Origin of the sequence: Azospirillum rugosum (genome assembly GCF_017876155.1) — a bacterium.
GTDB lineage: Bacteria > Pseudomonadota > Alphaproteobacteria > Azospirillales > Azospirillaceae > Azospirillum > Azospirillum rugosum.
This window is the reverse complement of the sequence record NZ_JAGINP010000001.1, coordinates 378,595-393,342: the sequence shown is the minus strand read 5'-3', so window position 1 is coordinate 393,342 and position 14,748 is coordinate 378,595. Positions and strand designations below refer to the sequence as shown.

At 69.0% G+C, this 14,748-nt stretch carries 13 protein-coding genes; 5 read left to right on the top strand and 8 right to left on the bottom strand.

What is annotated here, in order from left to right; genetic code table 11:
- Positions 1–21: 21 nt before the first annotated feature.
- Positions 22–1,041 carry an aldo/keto reductase gene (locus tag J2851_RS01855; RefSeq protein ID WP_209762978.1) on the top strand — a complete coding sequence of 340 codons (1,020 nt, stop codon included), beginning with the start codon at positions 22–24 and terminating at the stop codon, positions 1,039–1,041.
- 364 nt (positions 1,042–1,405) lie between these two features.
- Entirely contained in the window at positions 1,406–3,514 is a 2,109-nt protein-coding gene (locus J2851_RS01850; protein ID WP_209762976.1) for a putative bifunctional diguanylate cyclase/phosphodiesterase, read from the top strand.
- Between the two features lie 47 nt (positions 3,515–3,561).
- Here J2851_RS01850 and J2851_RS01845 read toward each other — a convergent pair whose 3' ends face one another.
- Together J2851_RS01845 and J2851_RS01840 are read right to left on the bottom strand one after the other, a co-directional pair.
- Complete coding sequence (locus J2851_RS01845; RefSeq protein ID WP_209762974.1) at positions 3,562–3,789, bottom strand: hypothetical protein; 228 nt, start codon at positions 3,787–3,789, stop codon at positions 3,562–3,564.
- 121 nt (positions 3,790–3,910) lie between these two features.
- Complete coding sequence (locus tag J2851_RS01840; RefSeq protein WP_209762972.1) at positions 3,911–5,803, bottom strand: potassium/proton antiporter; 1,893 nt, start codon at positions 5,801–5,803, stop codon at positions 3,911–3,913.
- A gap of 243 nt (positions 5,804–6,046) precedes the next feature.
- Here J2851_RS01840 and J2851_RS01835 point away from each other — a divergent pair, with 243 nt between their 5' ends.
- Entirely contained in the window at positions 6,047–6,886 is an 840-nt protein-coding gene (locus J2851_RS01835) for a porin (protein ID WP_209762970.1), read from the top strand.
- A gap of 6 nt (positions 6,887–6,892) precedes the next feature.
- Here the strand turns inward: J2851_RS01835 and J2851_RS01830 are convergent, their stop codons facing one another.
- Complete coding sequence (locus J2851_RS01830) at positions 6,893–7,381, bottom strand: RT0821/Lpp0805 family surface protein (RefSeq protein WP_209762967.1); 489 nt, start codon at positions 7,379–7,381, stop codon at positions 6,893–6,895.
- A 166-nt stretch (positions 7,382–7,547) separates the two neighbouring features.
- On the opposite strand from J2851_RS01830, the gene J2851_RS01825 reads away from it, so the two are divergent.
- A complete protein-coding gene (locus J2851_RS01825) occupies positions 7,548–7,727 on the top strand; it encodes a hypothetical protein (RefSeq protein WP_209762966.1) in 180 nt (59 codons plus the stop codon).
- A gap of 10 nt (positions 7,728–7,737) precedes the next feature.
- On the opposite strand, the gene J2851_RS01820 is transcribed toward J2851_RS01825, so the two are convergent.
- Positions 7,738–8,715 carry a patatin-like phospholipase family protein gene (locus J2851_RS01820; RefSeq protein ID WP_209762964.1) on the bottom strand — a complete coding sequence of 326 codons (978 nt, stop codon included), beginning with the start codon at positions 8,713–8,715 and terminating at the stop codon, positions 7,738–7,740.
- A gap of 284 nt (positions 8,716–8,999) precedes the next feature.
- Between J2851_RS01820 and J2851_RS01815 the strand changes: the two genes are divergently transcribed.
- A complete protein-coding gene (locus J2851_RS01815; RefSeq protein WP_209762962.1) occupies positions 9,000–10,787 on the top strand; it encodes an ABC transporter ATP-binding protein in 1,788 nt (595 codons plus the stop codon).
- Between the two features lie 100 nt (positions 10,788–10,887).
- On the opposite strand, the gene J2851_RS01810 is transcribed toward J2851_RS01815, so the two are convergent.
- From J2851_RS01810 to J2851_RS01795, 4 genes are all read right to left on the bottom strand, one after another.
- On the bottom strand, positions 10,888–11,610 hold the full coding sequence (locus tag J2851_RS01810) for a protein tyrosine phosphatase family protein (RefSeq protein ID WP_209762960.1): 723 nt from the start codon (positions 11,608–11,610) through the stop codon (positions 10,888–10,890).
- 90 nt (positions 11,611–11,700) lie between these two features.
- Entirely contained in the window at positions 11,701–12,702 is a 1,002-nt protein-coding gene (locus J2851_RS01805) for a hypothetical protein (RefSeq protein WP_209762957.1), read from the bottom strand.
- A gap of 38 nt (positions 12,703–12,740) precedes the next feature.
- Positions 12,741–13,748, bottom strand: coding sequence for a hypothetical protein (locus J2851_RS01800; RefSeq protein WP_209762955.1), 1,008 nt, complete (start codon positions 13,746–13,748; stop codon positions 12,741–12,743).
- A gap of 108 nt (positions 13,749–13,856) precedes the next feature.
- On the bottom strand, positions 13,857–14,696 hold the full coding sequence (locus tag J2851_RS01795; protein WP_209762953.1) for a 23S rRNA (adenine(2030)-N(6))-methyltransferase RlmJ: 840 nt from the start codon (positions 14,694–14,696) through the stop codon (positions 13,857–13,859).
- Positions 14,697–14,748 lie beyond the last annotated feature (52 nt).

Below are 14,748 nucleotides of genomic sequence, written 5' to 3'. Positions count from 1 at the left end.
GCGACACAAGAGGAGGGGATCATGGCGAACACGGACACCAGCGTCGGGCAGCGCCGTTTGGGAACGGGCGGGCTGGAGGTGTCGGCCCTGGGACTGGGCTGCATGGGCATGTCGGACTTCTACGGGCCGGCCGACCGCACGGAGAGCATCGCGACGATCCACGAGGCGCTGGACTCCGGCATCACGCTGCTGGACACCGGCGACTTCTACGGCATGGGCCACAACGAGATGCTGATCGCCGAGGCGCTGAAGGACCGGCCGCGCGACAAGGTCGTGCTCAGCGTGAAGTTCGGGGCGCAGCGCGATCCGGCCGGCAACTGGCTGGGCTACGACTCGCGCCCCAACGCGGTGAAGACCGCGCTCGCCTACACGCTGAAGCGGCTGGGCACTGATTACGTCGACGTGTACCGGCCGTCGCGGCTCGACCCGGCCGTTCCCATCGAGGAGACGATCGGGGCCATCGCCGACATGGTGAAGGCCGGCTATGTGCGCCACATCGGGCTGTCGGAAGTGGGCGCCGCCACCATCCGCCGTGCCGCCGCCGTCCACCCGATCTGCGACCTGCAGATCGAATATTCGCTGCTGTCCCGCGGAATCGAGGCGGACATCCTGCCGGCCTGCCGGGAGCTTGGCATCGGGATCACCGCCTACGGCGTCCTGTCGCGCGGCCTGATCAGCGGCCGCTGGTCGAAGGACCGTGGTGCCGCCAAGGACTTCCGCGCCGCCAACCCGCGCTTCCAGGGCGAGAACCTGGAGCACAACCTGGCTCTGGTCGACGCCTTGCGCGGGATCGCCGACCGGCTCGACGTGTCCGTCGCGACGGTCGCCATCGCCTGGGTCCTGTCGCGTGGACCGGACATCGTCCCGCTGGTCGGCGCGCGCCGCCGCGAGCAGCTGGCGGACGCCCGGCGCGCCGCGACCCTGTCCCTGGCCGCCGACGACCTCGCGGCGATCGAGGCGGCGGTGCCCAAGGGGGCGGCGGCCGGCGAGCGCTACCCATCGGCGCAGCTGCTTCACCTGGACAGCGAGCGCGGGGCGTGACCGGCCGCACCCGCGGGGCAGGCCGTGACAAAGGAGAACCGACGGGTTGATCCTCTTCCGCCGGTCGTCTATACCGAAGTGGCTAAGACTTTGGCTCGGATCGACCGTGCCGAGGTCTTGGTCCGCCGGCCCCGACGTGCAATTGCGTACGCCGGTGTGGGATTGCGCGGAATGGCTGCATGGCCGCTTCGAATCGTTGGAATACGGTTCGCAAGTGGTCATAATGACACTTCGGTGGCGGCCGCTTCCCGTGTGATGCAATCCGGCAGCGCCGACGCGAGCGACGACTTGGAAAGCGGGTACGGTTTTGTCGAACGAGCCTCCGGCACAGCCCCAGGATTGCGACGGACGGCCGGACGCCGCGATGGTGCCGGCGCTGTCGCGCGCGCCGGACTTCCTGGCCTCGTTGGCGTCCAGCTTTCTCGACCACGCTGCCTTCGTCCTCGTCTACCTGGACGGCGACCACCGCGTCCTGCACGCGGACGAGCGGTTTGCGGCCATGCTGAAGGCCGGGCCGGACGGCCTGCCCGGCCGGCGGGTCGTCGAGATCGACCACCCCGTTGCCCAGGCCCTGTCCCGCGCGGTGGAGCAGGCCGCACGGACCGGGGCCGCCGCCCCGCTGGACTGCGAGGGGGAGCGGCCGGGGGTGGGACGGACCCTGCTGAGCGGCTTCGTCCTGCCGCACCGGGGTCCGGACAAGGGCGGGCAGGAGGGTACGGTCGAGGGCTTCCTCGGCGTGTTCCAGGACGTGACCGATCCGGAGCGCATCGCGGATTTCGTGATGCGCCGCGATCCCTTTGTGGCGACCCTGCTCGACGCCGCGGTGGACGGGGTCGTCGTGTCGGACCGCGGCGGGATCATCCGCAAGATCAACCGCGCCTGCTGCACCCTGTTCGGCTACGAGGAGGAGGAGCTGGTCGGGCGGAACGCCTCCGTCCTGATGCCGCCGCCCTTTTCGCGCGACCACGACAAGTACATCCATTCCTACCTGGACACCGGCCGCGCCAAGATCATCGGCATCGGGCGGGATTCGCTGGGCAAGCGCAAGGACGGGACCGTCTTCCCGATCCACATCAGCGTCGGCCAGGCGCGGATGGGCGGCGACGTCACCTTCGTCGGCATCATCCGCGACATCTCCGAACGGCTGGCGGCGGAACAGCGCGCCTCCTACCTGGCGCGGCACGACCCGCTGACCGGCGTGCTGACCCGCACCGCCTTCCTGGAGGAGTGCGAGGCGGTCCTGGTGAACCATGATCCGGCCGATCCGGGGGCCGGGCTCTACGCGCTCTACGCGCTCGACGTCGACCAGTTCAGCGACATCAACGAGGCCTTCGGCTTCCACGTCGGCGACGCGGCGCTGAAGGCGATGGTCAGCCGCGTGAGCGAGGTCCTGCCGCCGCAGACCTACGTGTGCCGCATCGCCGCGGACGAGTTCGCCGCTCTGTCGCGGGTGGAAAGCGCGGAGCACGCGCAGACCCTGGCCGACCTGCTGCACGACCGGCTGACCGCGTCCATCTACGCCGACCGGCACTGGGTGCGGCTGCGCCTGTCCATCGGTGCGGCCGTGCAGGACGCCGAGGTGCGCACGCTGGAGGAGCTGAACGCCAAGGCGAAGCTGGCCTTGCAGGCGGCGCAGCACGACGGCGGCAACAAGGTCTGCCTCTACACCCACGAGATGGCCGCGGCGGCGACCCGCCGCATGTTCCTGACCATGCACCTCACCCACGCCATCGAGCGGAACGAGCTGCACATGGTCTACCAGCCGATCGTCGACGCGCGCTCCGGCCGGGTGGTCAGCGCGGAGGCGCTGCTGCGCTGGACGCACCACACGCTGGGGCCGGTGTCGCCGGGCGAGTTCATACCGGTCGCCGAGGAAAGCGGCCTTATCGTGCCGATCACCGACTGGGTGCTGTCCACGGTGGTGCGGCAGATGGCGGACTGGTTCGAGGCCGGCGTTCTGCCCGACCGCGTCTTCATCAACATCTCCGGCCAGCAATTCCTGCGCGGCAACCTGACCGGCCGGCTGGAGGAGCTGCTGAACCAGTATCCGGCGCTGCACAAGCGCCTGGGGCTGGAGATCACCGAGCAGGCGGCGGTCCGCGACCTGAAGGCCGCCGTGCGCACGCTGACGGAGCTGGAGGCCATCGACGTCCAGGTCGCCATCGACGATTTCGGGTCGGGCTATTCGTCGCTCAGCTACGTGCAGCAGCTGCCGGTCGCCAAGCTGAAGATCGACCGCGCCTTCATCATCGACGTGCCGGAGAACACCCGGAACAACGCGCTGGTCCGCGCCGCGGTCGGCATGGCGCACGGTCTCGGCCTCGTCACCGTCGCCGAGGGCGTGGAGACCGAGGAACAGCGGGATTTCCTGGTGTCGATCGGCTGCGACCTGCTTCAGGGCTACCTGTTCGGCCGCCCGATGCCGCCGGACGCCCTGGCGGACATGGTGCGCAAGCAGATGGAAACGGTGTAGGGCCGGTGGTAGCCGGCGGTAATGGCCGGCCCACCCACCGGGAACGGTCACGCAGCGTCGGGCAGGGTCTCGGCCGCGAAGTCGAGGATGCAGTCCAGACGTTCCGGCGTCAGCGCCTCGATCCCTTCATGCCACATCACGTCGCAGAACAGGTCGTGCGCGGCGCGGCGGCGTTCCGGCGACAGCGCCGCGACGCGGTCGCCGCAATATTCCGTGAACAGCGCGTCCTCATAAATACGGTCTTCGCTGGTTTGGTGTGCGGTCGATTGGCTCATGGCCGCCTTCTCCTTCAGGCGTTGGGGCGTCCGTGTCGGACGCCGGTCATGAGCCACGCTATGCCGCCTTGCAGCATGGGGGATTGAGGGGGATCAACCGACCGCAATGGTCACAGGCAGATCAGCCATGCTGCTTTTCGGGTTCCTTTTCGCTCTCGGATACGGGCGGCGGGGGAAGCGGAGCGGGCCGGCGTTCGCGCCGGTGCTCGCGGCGCTGCCAGCGCCGGAAGGACTGACGGCTCCACCAGGCCAGCACGCGGCCCCAGATCTGGCGCGGGCGCTGGAACAGCGGCACGCGCGGCTTCGTCACCGCGCTCGGCTCCAGCGCCAGCCCGACGGAGGTGATCCGACCGTCCTCCATGTCGCGGACGATCAGCTCCACCCCGCCCATGCGCACGCGGTCGCCCAGCTCGCAGGCGCCGCCGAACTCGTTGCGCAGCAGGTCGCGCAGGGTCAGCGTCGCGTTGGACAGCGACAGCGGCAGGCCGTACATCTCCGCGATCTGCTCCACCGTCGCGTCGGGATTCAGGACGAGGTCGCCGTAGAACTCCCGGTCGTCCTGGTCCAGAGCGCGGCTGCCGGCGAACAGCTTGTCGATCAGCGGCAACTGGTCCGGCGGGGAGAACAGGTAGATGCGGTCCCCGGCCTGGAGCGTGCGCGCCTTGTGCAGCGGCACGACGCGCCCTTCGCGGATCACCAGCGACGGGCGGGCGAAGCGCGGCATCCGCTGCCCGCGGGCCGCCGGGCTCTTGGCGTGCACGGTGTAGGCGACCAGCTCCTGGTCGGCGTCGCCGGGCAGTTCCAGTTCCACGCGCTCCACCGGGCCGCGGCGGGGCGGCACGATCAGCTTCAGCCAGCGCGCCATCGGCCCGATGGTCCAGCCCTGCACCAGCAGCGAGACGATCACCACGATGAAGGCCGTGTTGAAGATGATCTGCCCGCCGGGCAGGTTGGCCGACACCGGCACCAGGGCCAGCAGCATGGACACCGCCCCGCGCAAGCCCACCCAGGCGACGAAGGTCGTCTCGTTGGCGGTGAAGCGGAAGGGCATCAGGCACAGCCACACCGCCAGCGGGCGGGCCACCAGAATCAGCAGGGCGGCAAGGCCGAGGGCGGGAAGGACGATGGACCCGAACTCCCGCGGCGTCGCCAGCAGCCCCAGCATCACGAACATCACGATCTGGCTGAGCCAGGTCAGGCCGGAGTGGAAGCGCCGCAGGTCGACCGCGCCGCGCAGCTTCACGTTCCCCGCGACGAGGCCGGCGACGTAGACGGCCAGGAAGCCGCTGCCGCCCAGCACGTTCGTCCCGGCGAAGATGAACAGCGCGAAGGTCAGCGTAACCACCGGGCTGAGGCCGGGGTCGAGCCTGGCGTTGTTGATGAAGGCGGCCAGCGTCGCGCCGCCGAGCAGGCCCAGCGCCGCGCCCTCCACGATCTGCAGGACCAGGAAGCTGCCCAGCTCCACGGGCGTGCCCCAGCCGTGCTGGGCGGCTTCCACCAGCATGATGGTCAGCAGGATCGCGGTCGGGTCGTTGCTGCCGGACTCGATCTCCAGCGTGGAGCGCACGCGGTCGCGGATGGTGATGCCGCCGACGCGCAGCAGGAAGAACACCGCCGCGGCGTCGGTGGAGCTGACCACCGCGCCGACCAGCAGGGATTCCACCCAGGGCAGTTCGAGCAGGTAATGCGCGGCCGTGCCCACCACGCCGGTCGTCACGCCGACGCCGACGGTGGCGAGGCTGAGCGCCGGCCAGGCGGCCGCGCGGTAGCTGGAGAATTTGGTGTCGAGCCCGCTTTCGAACAGGATGACGGCGAGCGCCATGGAACCGATCAGGAAGGCGGTGTCCGGGTCGTTGAACGAGATGCCGCCGATGCCGTCCTCGCCGGCCAGCAGGCCGACGGACAGGAAGATCAGCAGCAGCGGCGTGCCGATGCGCAGCGCCAGATAGCTCGTCAGGATGCTGACGATCAGCAGCGTCGACCCGATCAGGATGATGTAGCTGGTCGCCTCCATATGCCTCGTGCCATTGAGTGGTGCTGCGGGGTGGTGCTGCGGGGTAGTGCTGTAGGGGGTGCGGAAACCGTTGGTTCGGTCTTTTGAGATTTTGGCGGTTTCGTGGCGGCGGCGCAACGTGGCCGGAGGGCGCATCCGCGCCTACGACCCCGATTGTTCCGCTGAGACCAGAATTGTCTCCCGCAGTGCACAATGGCCGATGTTACGGTCCCGTCCCAGGCACGCGAAACGAGACGGAACCCCATGGCTCGCACACGGAGTCTTCCGCCACTGATCCTATCGCTTCTGCTGACGCTCAGCCCTTTTGCGACTCAGGCGGCCTCCGAACTTCCCAACGTCGACCCGCGCGCGGACGAAACTGTCCCGGTTGACGCGTCGTTCGAGAAGCGGGCGTTCAACCTCGGCCCGTGGGGCGCCATCGAGATCGGCCAGACCGAAAGCGCCCAGCGCCGGCTTGTGGTGACCAGCCCCGTGCGCGATCCCTGGTTCACCGACAGCTTGTTCGTGGACGACGGCGCCTTCGGCAGCCCCGACGCGCGCGCCACCTATTACTCGCCCCGGCTGTCGGGCTTCCGCGTCGGGCTCGGCTACACCCCGATCCGGACGGAGCCGGGCGTTTCCGACCCCGTCGCCCGCCATCTGATGGAAGGCGTCATCCGCAACGAAGGGAAGGTCGGCGCGGCCAGATACCGCCTGACCGTGGGGGCCGGCAAGGCGCAGATCACCGACAAGGAGCGGGGGACGCCGCGGCAGTCCTGGGTCATCGGCGGCCAGCTCGCGCTGCGCGGCCTGACTCTCGGCGCCGGTTACCGGGAGCAGATGCCGGACATCGGTCCCCCGCGCCGCACCTTCAACGCCGGCCTGATGCTGGAACGGGGAACGACGCTCCAGGGCTGGAGCCTGACCGGCCGCCTCGCCCACACGCAGCTGGGCGACGAGCTTCCGCAGGAGGCTTGGTCGACGGGCTTGCGCTACCGCATGTCGCCGCAGGTCAGCGTCTCCGCCGACCTTGGCACCATGACCTACGACGGCGGGCCGGCCACCAGCACCATGCTGCGCCTCGGCACGCGGGTCCTGTTCTAGCCGGACTTAGCTCACCAGCTGCCAGGTGCCGTCGGACTGCTTGCAGGCGGTGCCGCGCGCGGTCTCGCGCTTGCCCTCCACGTTGATGGTGTGGGTGTAGTCGCGGCAGGTCTGCCCGCTGGCGTTCTCGTAGGTGCGCATCGGCCGGACGGACCCGCGGCTGTTGTTCTGCGGGTTGTTCCAGGTGATGGTCTGGTTCCGGGCCACGGCGTCGCGCTCCGCCGCCATGGCGTGGCTCTCGCTGTTGGAATCGAGCCTGCGGGCGATCTCGCGGCCGGCGAAGGCGCCGACCAGCGTGCCGATGGCGGTCGTGGCGAGCTTGCCGGCGCCGCCGCCGAACTGCGAACCGATCAGGGCGCCGCCGGCAGCACCCCCGAGCGTGCCGACCGTTTCCGACGTGCTTCCCGTCTGGCACGCGCCAAGCGATAAGGCAACCACGACGCAGATGGCCGGTTTGCGAATGGCCCATGTGCCGATGAACGATTGGATGGTCATGGGAGTTCTTCCCGATTCGACGGATCTGTGGCGGATCTGTAGGTGACCTGTCGAGAAAACCCACGGCGTAGGCAATGGTTCCGCGGGCGAATTTGTTCAGTCTGGAAGCAAAACGTGCCTTGGCGTGTTTATCCCGGTGAAAGAACACCACGAGGAGGGTTTAGACATGTCTCGTTTGCGTCTGATCGGGACCGCCATTGCGCTCTTGACGCTTGCCGCCTGCTCGACCGGCGGCGTGGTCGGCGGAACGGCCGGTGCGGCCGGCGGCTATGCGCTTGACGGCAAGCGCGGCGCCGTCATCGGCGGTTTGGGCGGTGCCGCCCTGGGCACGGCGCTCGACAACTAAACGCGGCAACTTACCCCCGCAGCGGCTCCCGTGGGCCGTTGCCGAAGACGGCGAGCGCGTCGTGCAGATCGGGCAGGGCGCGCTCGACCGCCGCTTCGCCTTCACGGATGCAGTCGTCGGCGCGGTCGAACTCCGACAGGCCGATGTGGCCGAGGCGGGGCGTGATGTGGACGTCCGGGGGCTCCCCCGCCAGACGTGACCGCGTGATGCGGTCGGTGACGATGCCCAGCGACGAGATCATGACGCCGAACAGGCTCGGCCCCTCATAGTCGCGCCGGAAGATGCGGCGGGACAGGGCGCCGATCGGCGACTTGCGCTTGGCGTCCGGCTCCTGCTCCTCCACCAGCTTCAGCAGGTCGAAGCCTGCGGCCGTGGGCACGGCGGCGCCGGGCTTGCGCGCCTTGCCCAGGATGTCCGCGGCGAGGTTGACCGCGATGACCATCTGCGCGCCGAGCGCCCGGCAGGCTGACACCGGCACCGGGTTGACCAGCGCGCCGTCCACCATCCAGCGCCCGTCCACCTGCACCGGCGGGAACACCCCCGGCAGCGAGATCGAGGCGCGCATCGCCTCCACCAGCGGCCCGTTGCGGATCCACACCTCGTGCCCGGTGACGAGATCTGTGGCGATGGCCACGAAAGGGATGGGCAGTTCCTCCACCTCCACGTCGCCCAGATGGTGGCGCAACTCCGCCAGCAGCCGCTCGCCGCCGATCAGCCCGCCGCCCTGGCGCAGACGCAGGTCCAGGTAGCCGACAATCTTGAGCCGGGTGAGGGCGCGGACCCAGTCCTCCAGCGCGTCGAGCTTCCCGGCGAGGTGGACGCCCCCGACCAGCGCGCCGACCGAGGTGCCGCAGACGATGTCCGCCTCGATGCCGTAGCGCTTCAGCGCGCGCAGCACCCCGATGTGCGCCCAGCCCCGCGCCACCCCGGCGCCGAGCGCCAGCCCGATCTTCGGCCTGTGCCGCCCGTTTCCACCGTCGTTCGCCATGGCGCCTCCTTCGCACAAGGATATGGCCGGATTGCATCCTATTATGGCATCGGGCCGGTTAAGGAAGCTTGATCGGGCGACCCCGGTGGACAAGCGCGGGCTCCTTCGGCTAAGCCATGCTTTCAGCCCCTCTCCCTTGAGGGGAGAGGGGGTGGGGTGAGGGTGGCGCCGGCGGAGCCGGCCGGAAATTCATGTCCGCTCTACCGAGCGTAACGACCCCTCATCCCAACCCTTCTCCCCCAAGGGGAGAAGGGCTTAGAGGTTTGATACAGGAAGTTCGGCACGTGAGTAAGAAAAGCGGTGAGCGGCTGCGGTTCGATGCGGCGACGGAGCGGCTGGTCGTCCGCATGCTGCGGGAATGGGTGCGGCCCTACGCGGGCAAGCTGCTGATGTCCTTCCTGCTGATGGCGCTGGTCGCCGCGACGACAGGCGCCTATCCGCTGCTGATCGACCAGGCCTACGCCATGTTCTCGGCGCAGGACCGGACGATGCTGCTGGTCATTCCCGTGGTGATCGTGCTGGTCACGGCGGTGAAGGCCGTGTCCATGTACGCGCAGACCGTGCTGACCACCGACATCGTGCAGCGCATCATCACCGACGTGCGCCTGTCGATGTTCGCGCATCTGCTGACGGCGGACACCGCGCAGCTGCACGCCGCCCCCACGGGCACGCTGACTTCGCGCTTCATCAGCGACGTGGACCTGATCCGCAACGCGCTGACTCGCACGCTGACCAACCTTGTCCGCGACATCCTGACGGTCATCACGCTGGTCGGGGCGATGTTCTACCTGGACTGGGTGATGTCGCTGATCGTCTTCGTCATCTACCCGATCGCCGCCGTGCCGATCGTGAACATCGGCAAGCGGCTGCGCCGCGTCTCGCGCGACACCCAGGCGCAGATGGGCGACATGACCGCGCTGCTGACCGAGAGCCTGGCCGGCGCCCGCATGGTCAAGACCTACAGCCTGGAGGATTACGAGCGCGCCCGCGCCGCCCGCGCCTTCGAGGACAACTACGACCTGACCATGAAGGCGACCCGCGCCCGCTCGCGCATCGACCCGATGATGGAGGTGCTGGGCGGCGCCGCGGTCGCCGGCGTCATCGCGTTTGCCGGCTACCGCATGGCGATGGGCGAGGGCTCGGTCGGGGCCTTCTCCGGCTTCGTCGGCGCGCTGCTGATGGCGGCGCAGCCGGTGCGCGCCATCGGCACGCTGAACGCCGTCCTCCAGGAAGGCCTCGCCGCCGCGCAGCGCATCTTCGAACTGATCGACGAGCGGCCGACCATCACGGAGCGGCCGGACGCCAAGCCGCTGGCGCTGGACCGCGCGGCCGTGTCCTTGCGCGGCGTGCGCTTCGCCTACGAGGAAGGGGTGGAGACGCTGAAGGGCATCGACCTCGACGTGCCGGCGGGCGCCACCGTGGCGCTGGTCGGGCGCAGCGGGGCCGGCAAGTCCACCGTCTTCAACCTGATCCCCCGCCTGTACGACGCCACCAGCGGGGAGGTGATGATCGACGGGCAGGACGTCCGGTCGGTGACGCTGAAGAGCCTGCGCGGCGTGATCTCCCTGGTCAGCCAGGATACGGTGCTGTTCAACGACACGGTGCGCGCCAACATCGCCTTCGGCCGGCTGGACGCGCCCTTCGACGACATCGTCGCCGCCGCCAAGGCTGCCGCGGCGCACGACTTCATCGCGCGCCTGCCGGAGGGCTACGACACGGTCATCGGGGACCGCGGCGTGAAGCTGTCCGGCGGCGAGCGTCAGCGGCTGGCGCTCGCCCGCGCCTTCCTGAAGGACGCGCCGATCCTGCTGCTGGACGAGGCGACGAGCGCGCTGGACAGCGAATCCGAACGGCTGGTGCAGGGGGCGCTGGAGCGGCTGACCAAGGGGCGCACGACGCTGGTCATCGCCCACCGCCTCGCCACCGTGCGCAACGCCGACCGCATCGTGGTCATGGAGGGCGGGCGCATCGTGGAGCAGGGCACCCACGACGCGCTGATCGAGCAGAACGGCACCTACGCGCGCCTCAGCAAGCTGCAGTTCGGCGAGGATGGCGAAGCGGCGCTGGTGTGAGGGTCGTAGGTTGGGTGGAGCGTCAGCGCAACCCAACACACCCGGCGTTGCGGAGGATGTTGGGTTGCGCTGCGCTCCACCCAACCTACGGGTCTACGGTTTATTCGCGGCCCAACACCCGGTCAACGACGGTGTCGGCCCATTCGCGGGAGCGGAAGCTGGCCTTGGCCTCCACCGGGTCGTAGATGCGCTCCACCCAGTCCCAGAAGGGGATGGGGCGCTTCTCGTTGTAGGCGGCGTACAGCTCGAAGAAATAGTCGAGGATGCCGGTCTTGGCCTGCTTGAAGTGGCCGTACTTCCAGTGCAGCTGCTTCACCGCGGTTTCCAGCGGGACGCCTTCCTGCACGAACAGGTACAGCGCCGACATGAAGCCGGCGCGGTCGGCGCCCGACTTGCAGTGCATCAGCGCCGGGTATTCCATCGTCCGGAACAGCTCCCGCGCCTTCAGAAGCGTGTCCTTGCGCGGCATGTCGCGGGAATTGACCGGGAAGTCCACCAGCGTCAGGCCGGCGGCCCGGCAGGCCTCCGCCTCCAGGATGTAGGAGGCGCAGTCGCGGCCGCCGCGCAGGTTCAGGATGGTCTTCACCCCGTGCTTCGCCGCGGCGCGGATGTGCGACGGGGAGGGCTGGCTCGCCCGGTACATCCGGTCCGACACGCGGAAGGTGTTCGAATAGATCAGCCGGAAGCAGGCGTGGTCGATGAACACGCTCTCGATATGGCCGAGCAGGCGCTGCCACGGGTTTGCCATCAGGCCACGCGCCCGCTTGATGCCATCGGCCGCGGCGGTGGTGGTGTAACGGCGCAGGATCCACTTCTTGGCCAAGCGGCACCTTCAAGTAGGGCAAGGCCGCCAACATAGGCACGCGTGGCGGCGCGTCAAGATCATCGGTGCAAAGGAAGCAGGATGGGCCGGTCAGCCGGCCCGCTGCTTGCGTCCATAGATGTCGTAGCGGGCGGCCACCGACAGCACGATCTCCATGTAGAGGTTGATCAGTCCGTTGGCGTAGAAGGCCGGGCAGCCGGTGTAATGACGCTCGCCCGGCTGGGCGGTCGGCTCGATCAGGTCGGCGTTCAGCACGATCATCCCGCCCGGCGCGTCCTCGTCATAGACGAAGGCGGTCTGGTGGGCCGGCAGCGGGTGGATCGCCTGATGGTCGTCCGCCTCGATGGATCCGGCGCCCATGAACTGGCAGAGCATGCCGAGGCTGCCCATGGATAGGGGCAGCACCTGCTTCAGGCTGCGCCGCGACAGGTCGTCGTACTGGTCGAGCGTCAGGCCGGGCTTCAGCATCGGGGCCGATTCGCACAGGTTCCAGCAGACGTGAAGCGCGGTGTGGCTGCCCGTCTTGGTGATGGACAGCATGTCGTAGCCGGACGGCGCGTGCAGGACCGAGCTTTCCAGCGTGTTGGCGAGCACGAAGCTGGCCGCCGCCAGCGGGGTGATCGACCCCTCCGCCCGGCAGCGCTCCTCCTCCGCCATCACCTTGATGGCCCAGTCCTTGATGATGGCGTCCAGCAGGTGGCAGATGCTGTCGCGCAGGAAGCCGATCAGCGTGTCGACGGGCGCCGCGTCCAGCCCGGCGCTGTCCGCGATGTCGAGGCCGTGCGGCGAATCCGGCGGGTTGCTGAGGATGATGTGCCCCGCGGCGTCCAGCGGCATGCGATTGACGATGTGTTCGCGCAGGTCGTTGTAGAGGAAGGCCAGCAGCGTGTTGATCGCGACCTTCTCGTAATCCTCCTTGCGCGTGTCGGCGTGGGCCGGGCACTGGCCGGCGAGCCGCTGCAACTCCTCAGAGAAGAGATAGTTCGGGTCCTCGGCGATCCGGTGCAGGACCGGGGCGAGGTTGATGCGGGCCATCCCGGCCTGCTCGTGCGCGGCGAGGTAGGTCAGGGCGAAGTCGTTGGAGCGGGCCATGGCTGCACGGGTCGGCTGGGAGGGAAGGGAATTGGTGGTCAGCGGCTGCGGAGCCGGTCGTAGACGCCGTAGTCGAGCGCGATGCTGGCGACGATGTCCAGGTACAACTTGATGAAGCCGGGCGTGTAGAAGGCCGGGCAGCCGGTGTAGTGCTTCTCCTCCGGCTTCGCGAATCGCGTGATCGGCTCCGGGTTCAGGGCGATCAGCCCGTTCTCGTCCAGCACGAAGGCCGTCTGGTCCTTGGGCAGCAGGTGGATGGCGAGGCCGTCGTGGGGCTCGATCCCCGACGCCTCCATATAATGGACGAGCATGCCCAGGCTGGCCATGGACAGCGGCACCACCTGCTTCAGGCTCTTGCGGACGAGGTCGTCGTAGGCCTCGGCGTCCAGCCCCGGCTTCAGCAGCGGTGCGGCCTCCACCATCGCCCAGCAGATGTGGATGGCCGTGTGGCTGCCGGTCTTGGTGATCGACAGCATGTCGTAGCCGGCCCGCTGGTAAAGGGCGGAGTCCTCCAGCACCGTGCGCAGGACGAAGGTGGCCGCCGCGTCGGTCGAGATCTCGCCGGAGCCCTTGGCGCGGTAATATTCCTCCTCCGCCAGAAGCTCCGCCGCCCAGCCGGTGATCAGCCCGTCCAGCAGGTGGCAGGTCGCGTCGCGCAGGACCGAGGCCATGACGTCCAGCGGTGCCGCCGCCATGGCGGCGCGGTCCGCCGGGTTCAGCCCGTGCGGCGACCGCGGCGGGATCGGCAGCATCACCTGCCCGCGCTCGTCCAGCGGCAGGACCTTGGCGACGTGGTCGCGCAGCCGTTCGAACAGGAAGGCCAGCAGGCTGTTGACCGTCACCTTGTCGGCGTCGTCGGTGTTGATGGCGGCGCCGCCACCCGCGTGCATGGGGCATTGGCCGGCGCCCTGGCGCAGCTCCGCGCTGAACAGGAAGGACGGGTCCTTCTGGATCGTCTGCAGGATGTGTGCGACGGACACGCGGGTCAGCCCGGCCTCGGCATGGGCCTTGGCGAAAGCGGCGGCGAAATCGTTGGACCGGGACATCGGGGCCTGCGTGTTCGTAAGCGGACAAGCCACCCTAGGGCGAGAAAAACCCCGGCGCAACGTCAAGATCTGTGACCGCTGGCCGCTCCACGGCCGTTTTGGGCCGTTTTACGCCTCCGGAACCAGCCAATCGACCTTCGCCCCGCCGCCGGTGGAGGGCAGGGCGGCGTGCAGGGCCGGCAGCATGTCCCGCAACGTCTCGTCGAGCTTCCAGGGCGGGTTGACGATGAGCAGGCCGGAGCCGTTGAGGCGGGTGTGGGTGTCCTCCGGGTGCCAGGTCAGCTCGACCATGAGGATCTTGCGGATGCCGGTGTTCTCGACGGCCTCCTGAAACCGCCAGACGGCCGGCCGCTCCTTGATCGGGTACCAGAGCGCGTAGACTCCGGTCGGCCAGCGCTTGTGCGCGGTGGCCAGCCCCTCGGCCATGCGGGCGAACTCGTCGGGCTGCTCGAAGGGCGGGTCGACCAGGACGAGTCCTCTTTTCTCCCGGGGCGGCAGGTTGGCCTTCAGCGCGTGGTAGGCGTCGGTGTGCTGGACGGAGACGCGGCGGTCGCCGGCGAACTCCGCCTTCAGGGTCTGCCAGTCGTCCGGGTGAAGTTCGTTGACGACCAGCCGGTCCTGGTCGCGCAGCAGGGCGCGCGCCAGACGGGGGGAGCCGGGGTACCAGCGGAGATCCCCGTCGGGGTTCAGCGCGGCGACCGCGTCCAGGTAGGGCTGAAGCGCCGGGTGGGGCGCCGGACGGCCGAACAGGCGGCCGATTCCGTCCTTGAACTCCAGCGTCTTCCGCGCGGGCTCGGAGTCGAGGTCGTAGCGGCCGATCCCGGCGTGGGCGTCCAGCACGCAGAAGGGGGCCGGCTTGGCGCGCAGGTGATCGATGATGAGCGCCAGGACCGCGTGCTTCATCACGTCGGCCGGGTTGCCGGCGTGGAAAATGTGACGGTAGTTCATGGACCGGGGATGTAGCCCAGTTTGGCGCCCGGCGCCATCCCTGCAAACCAGC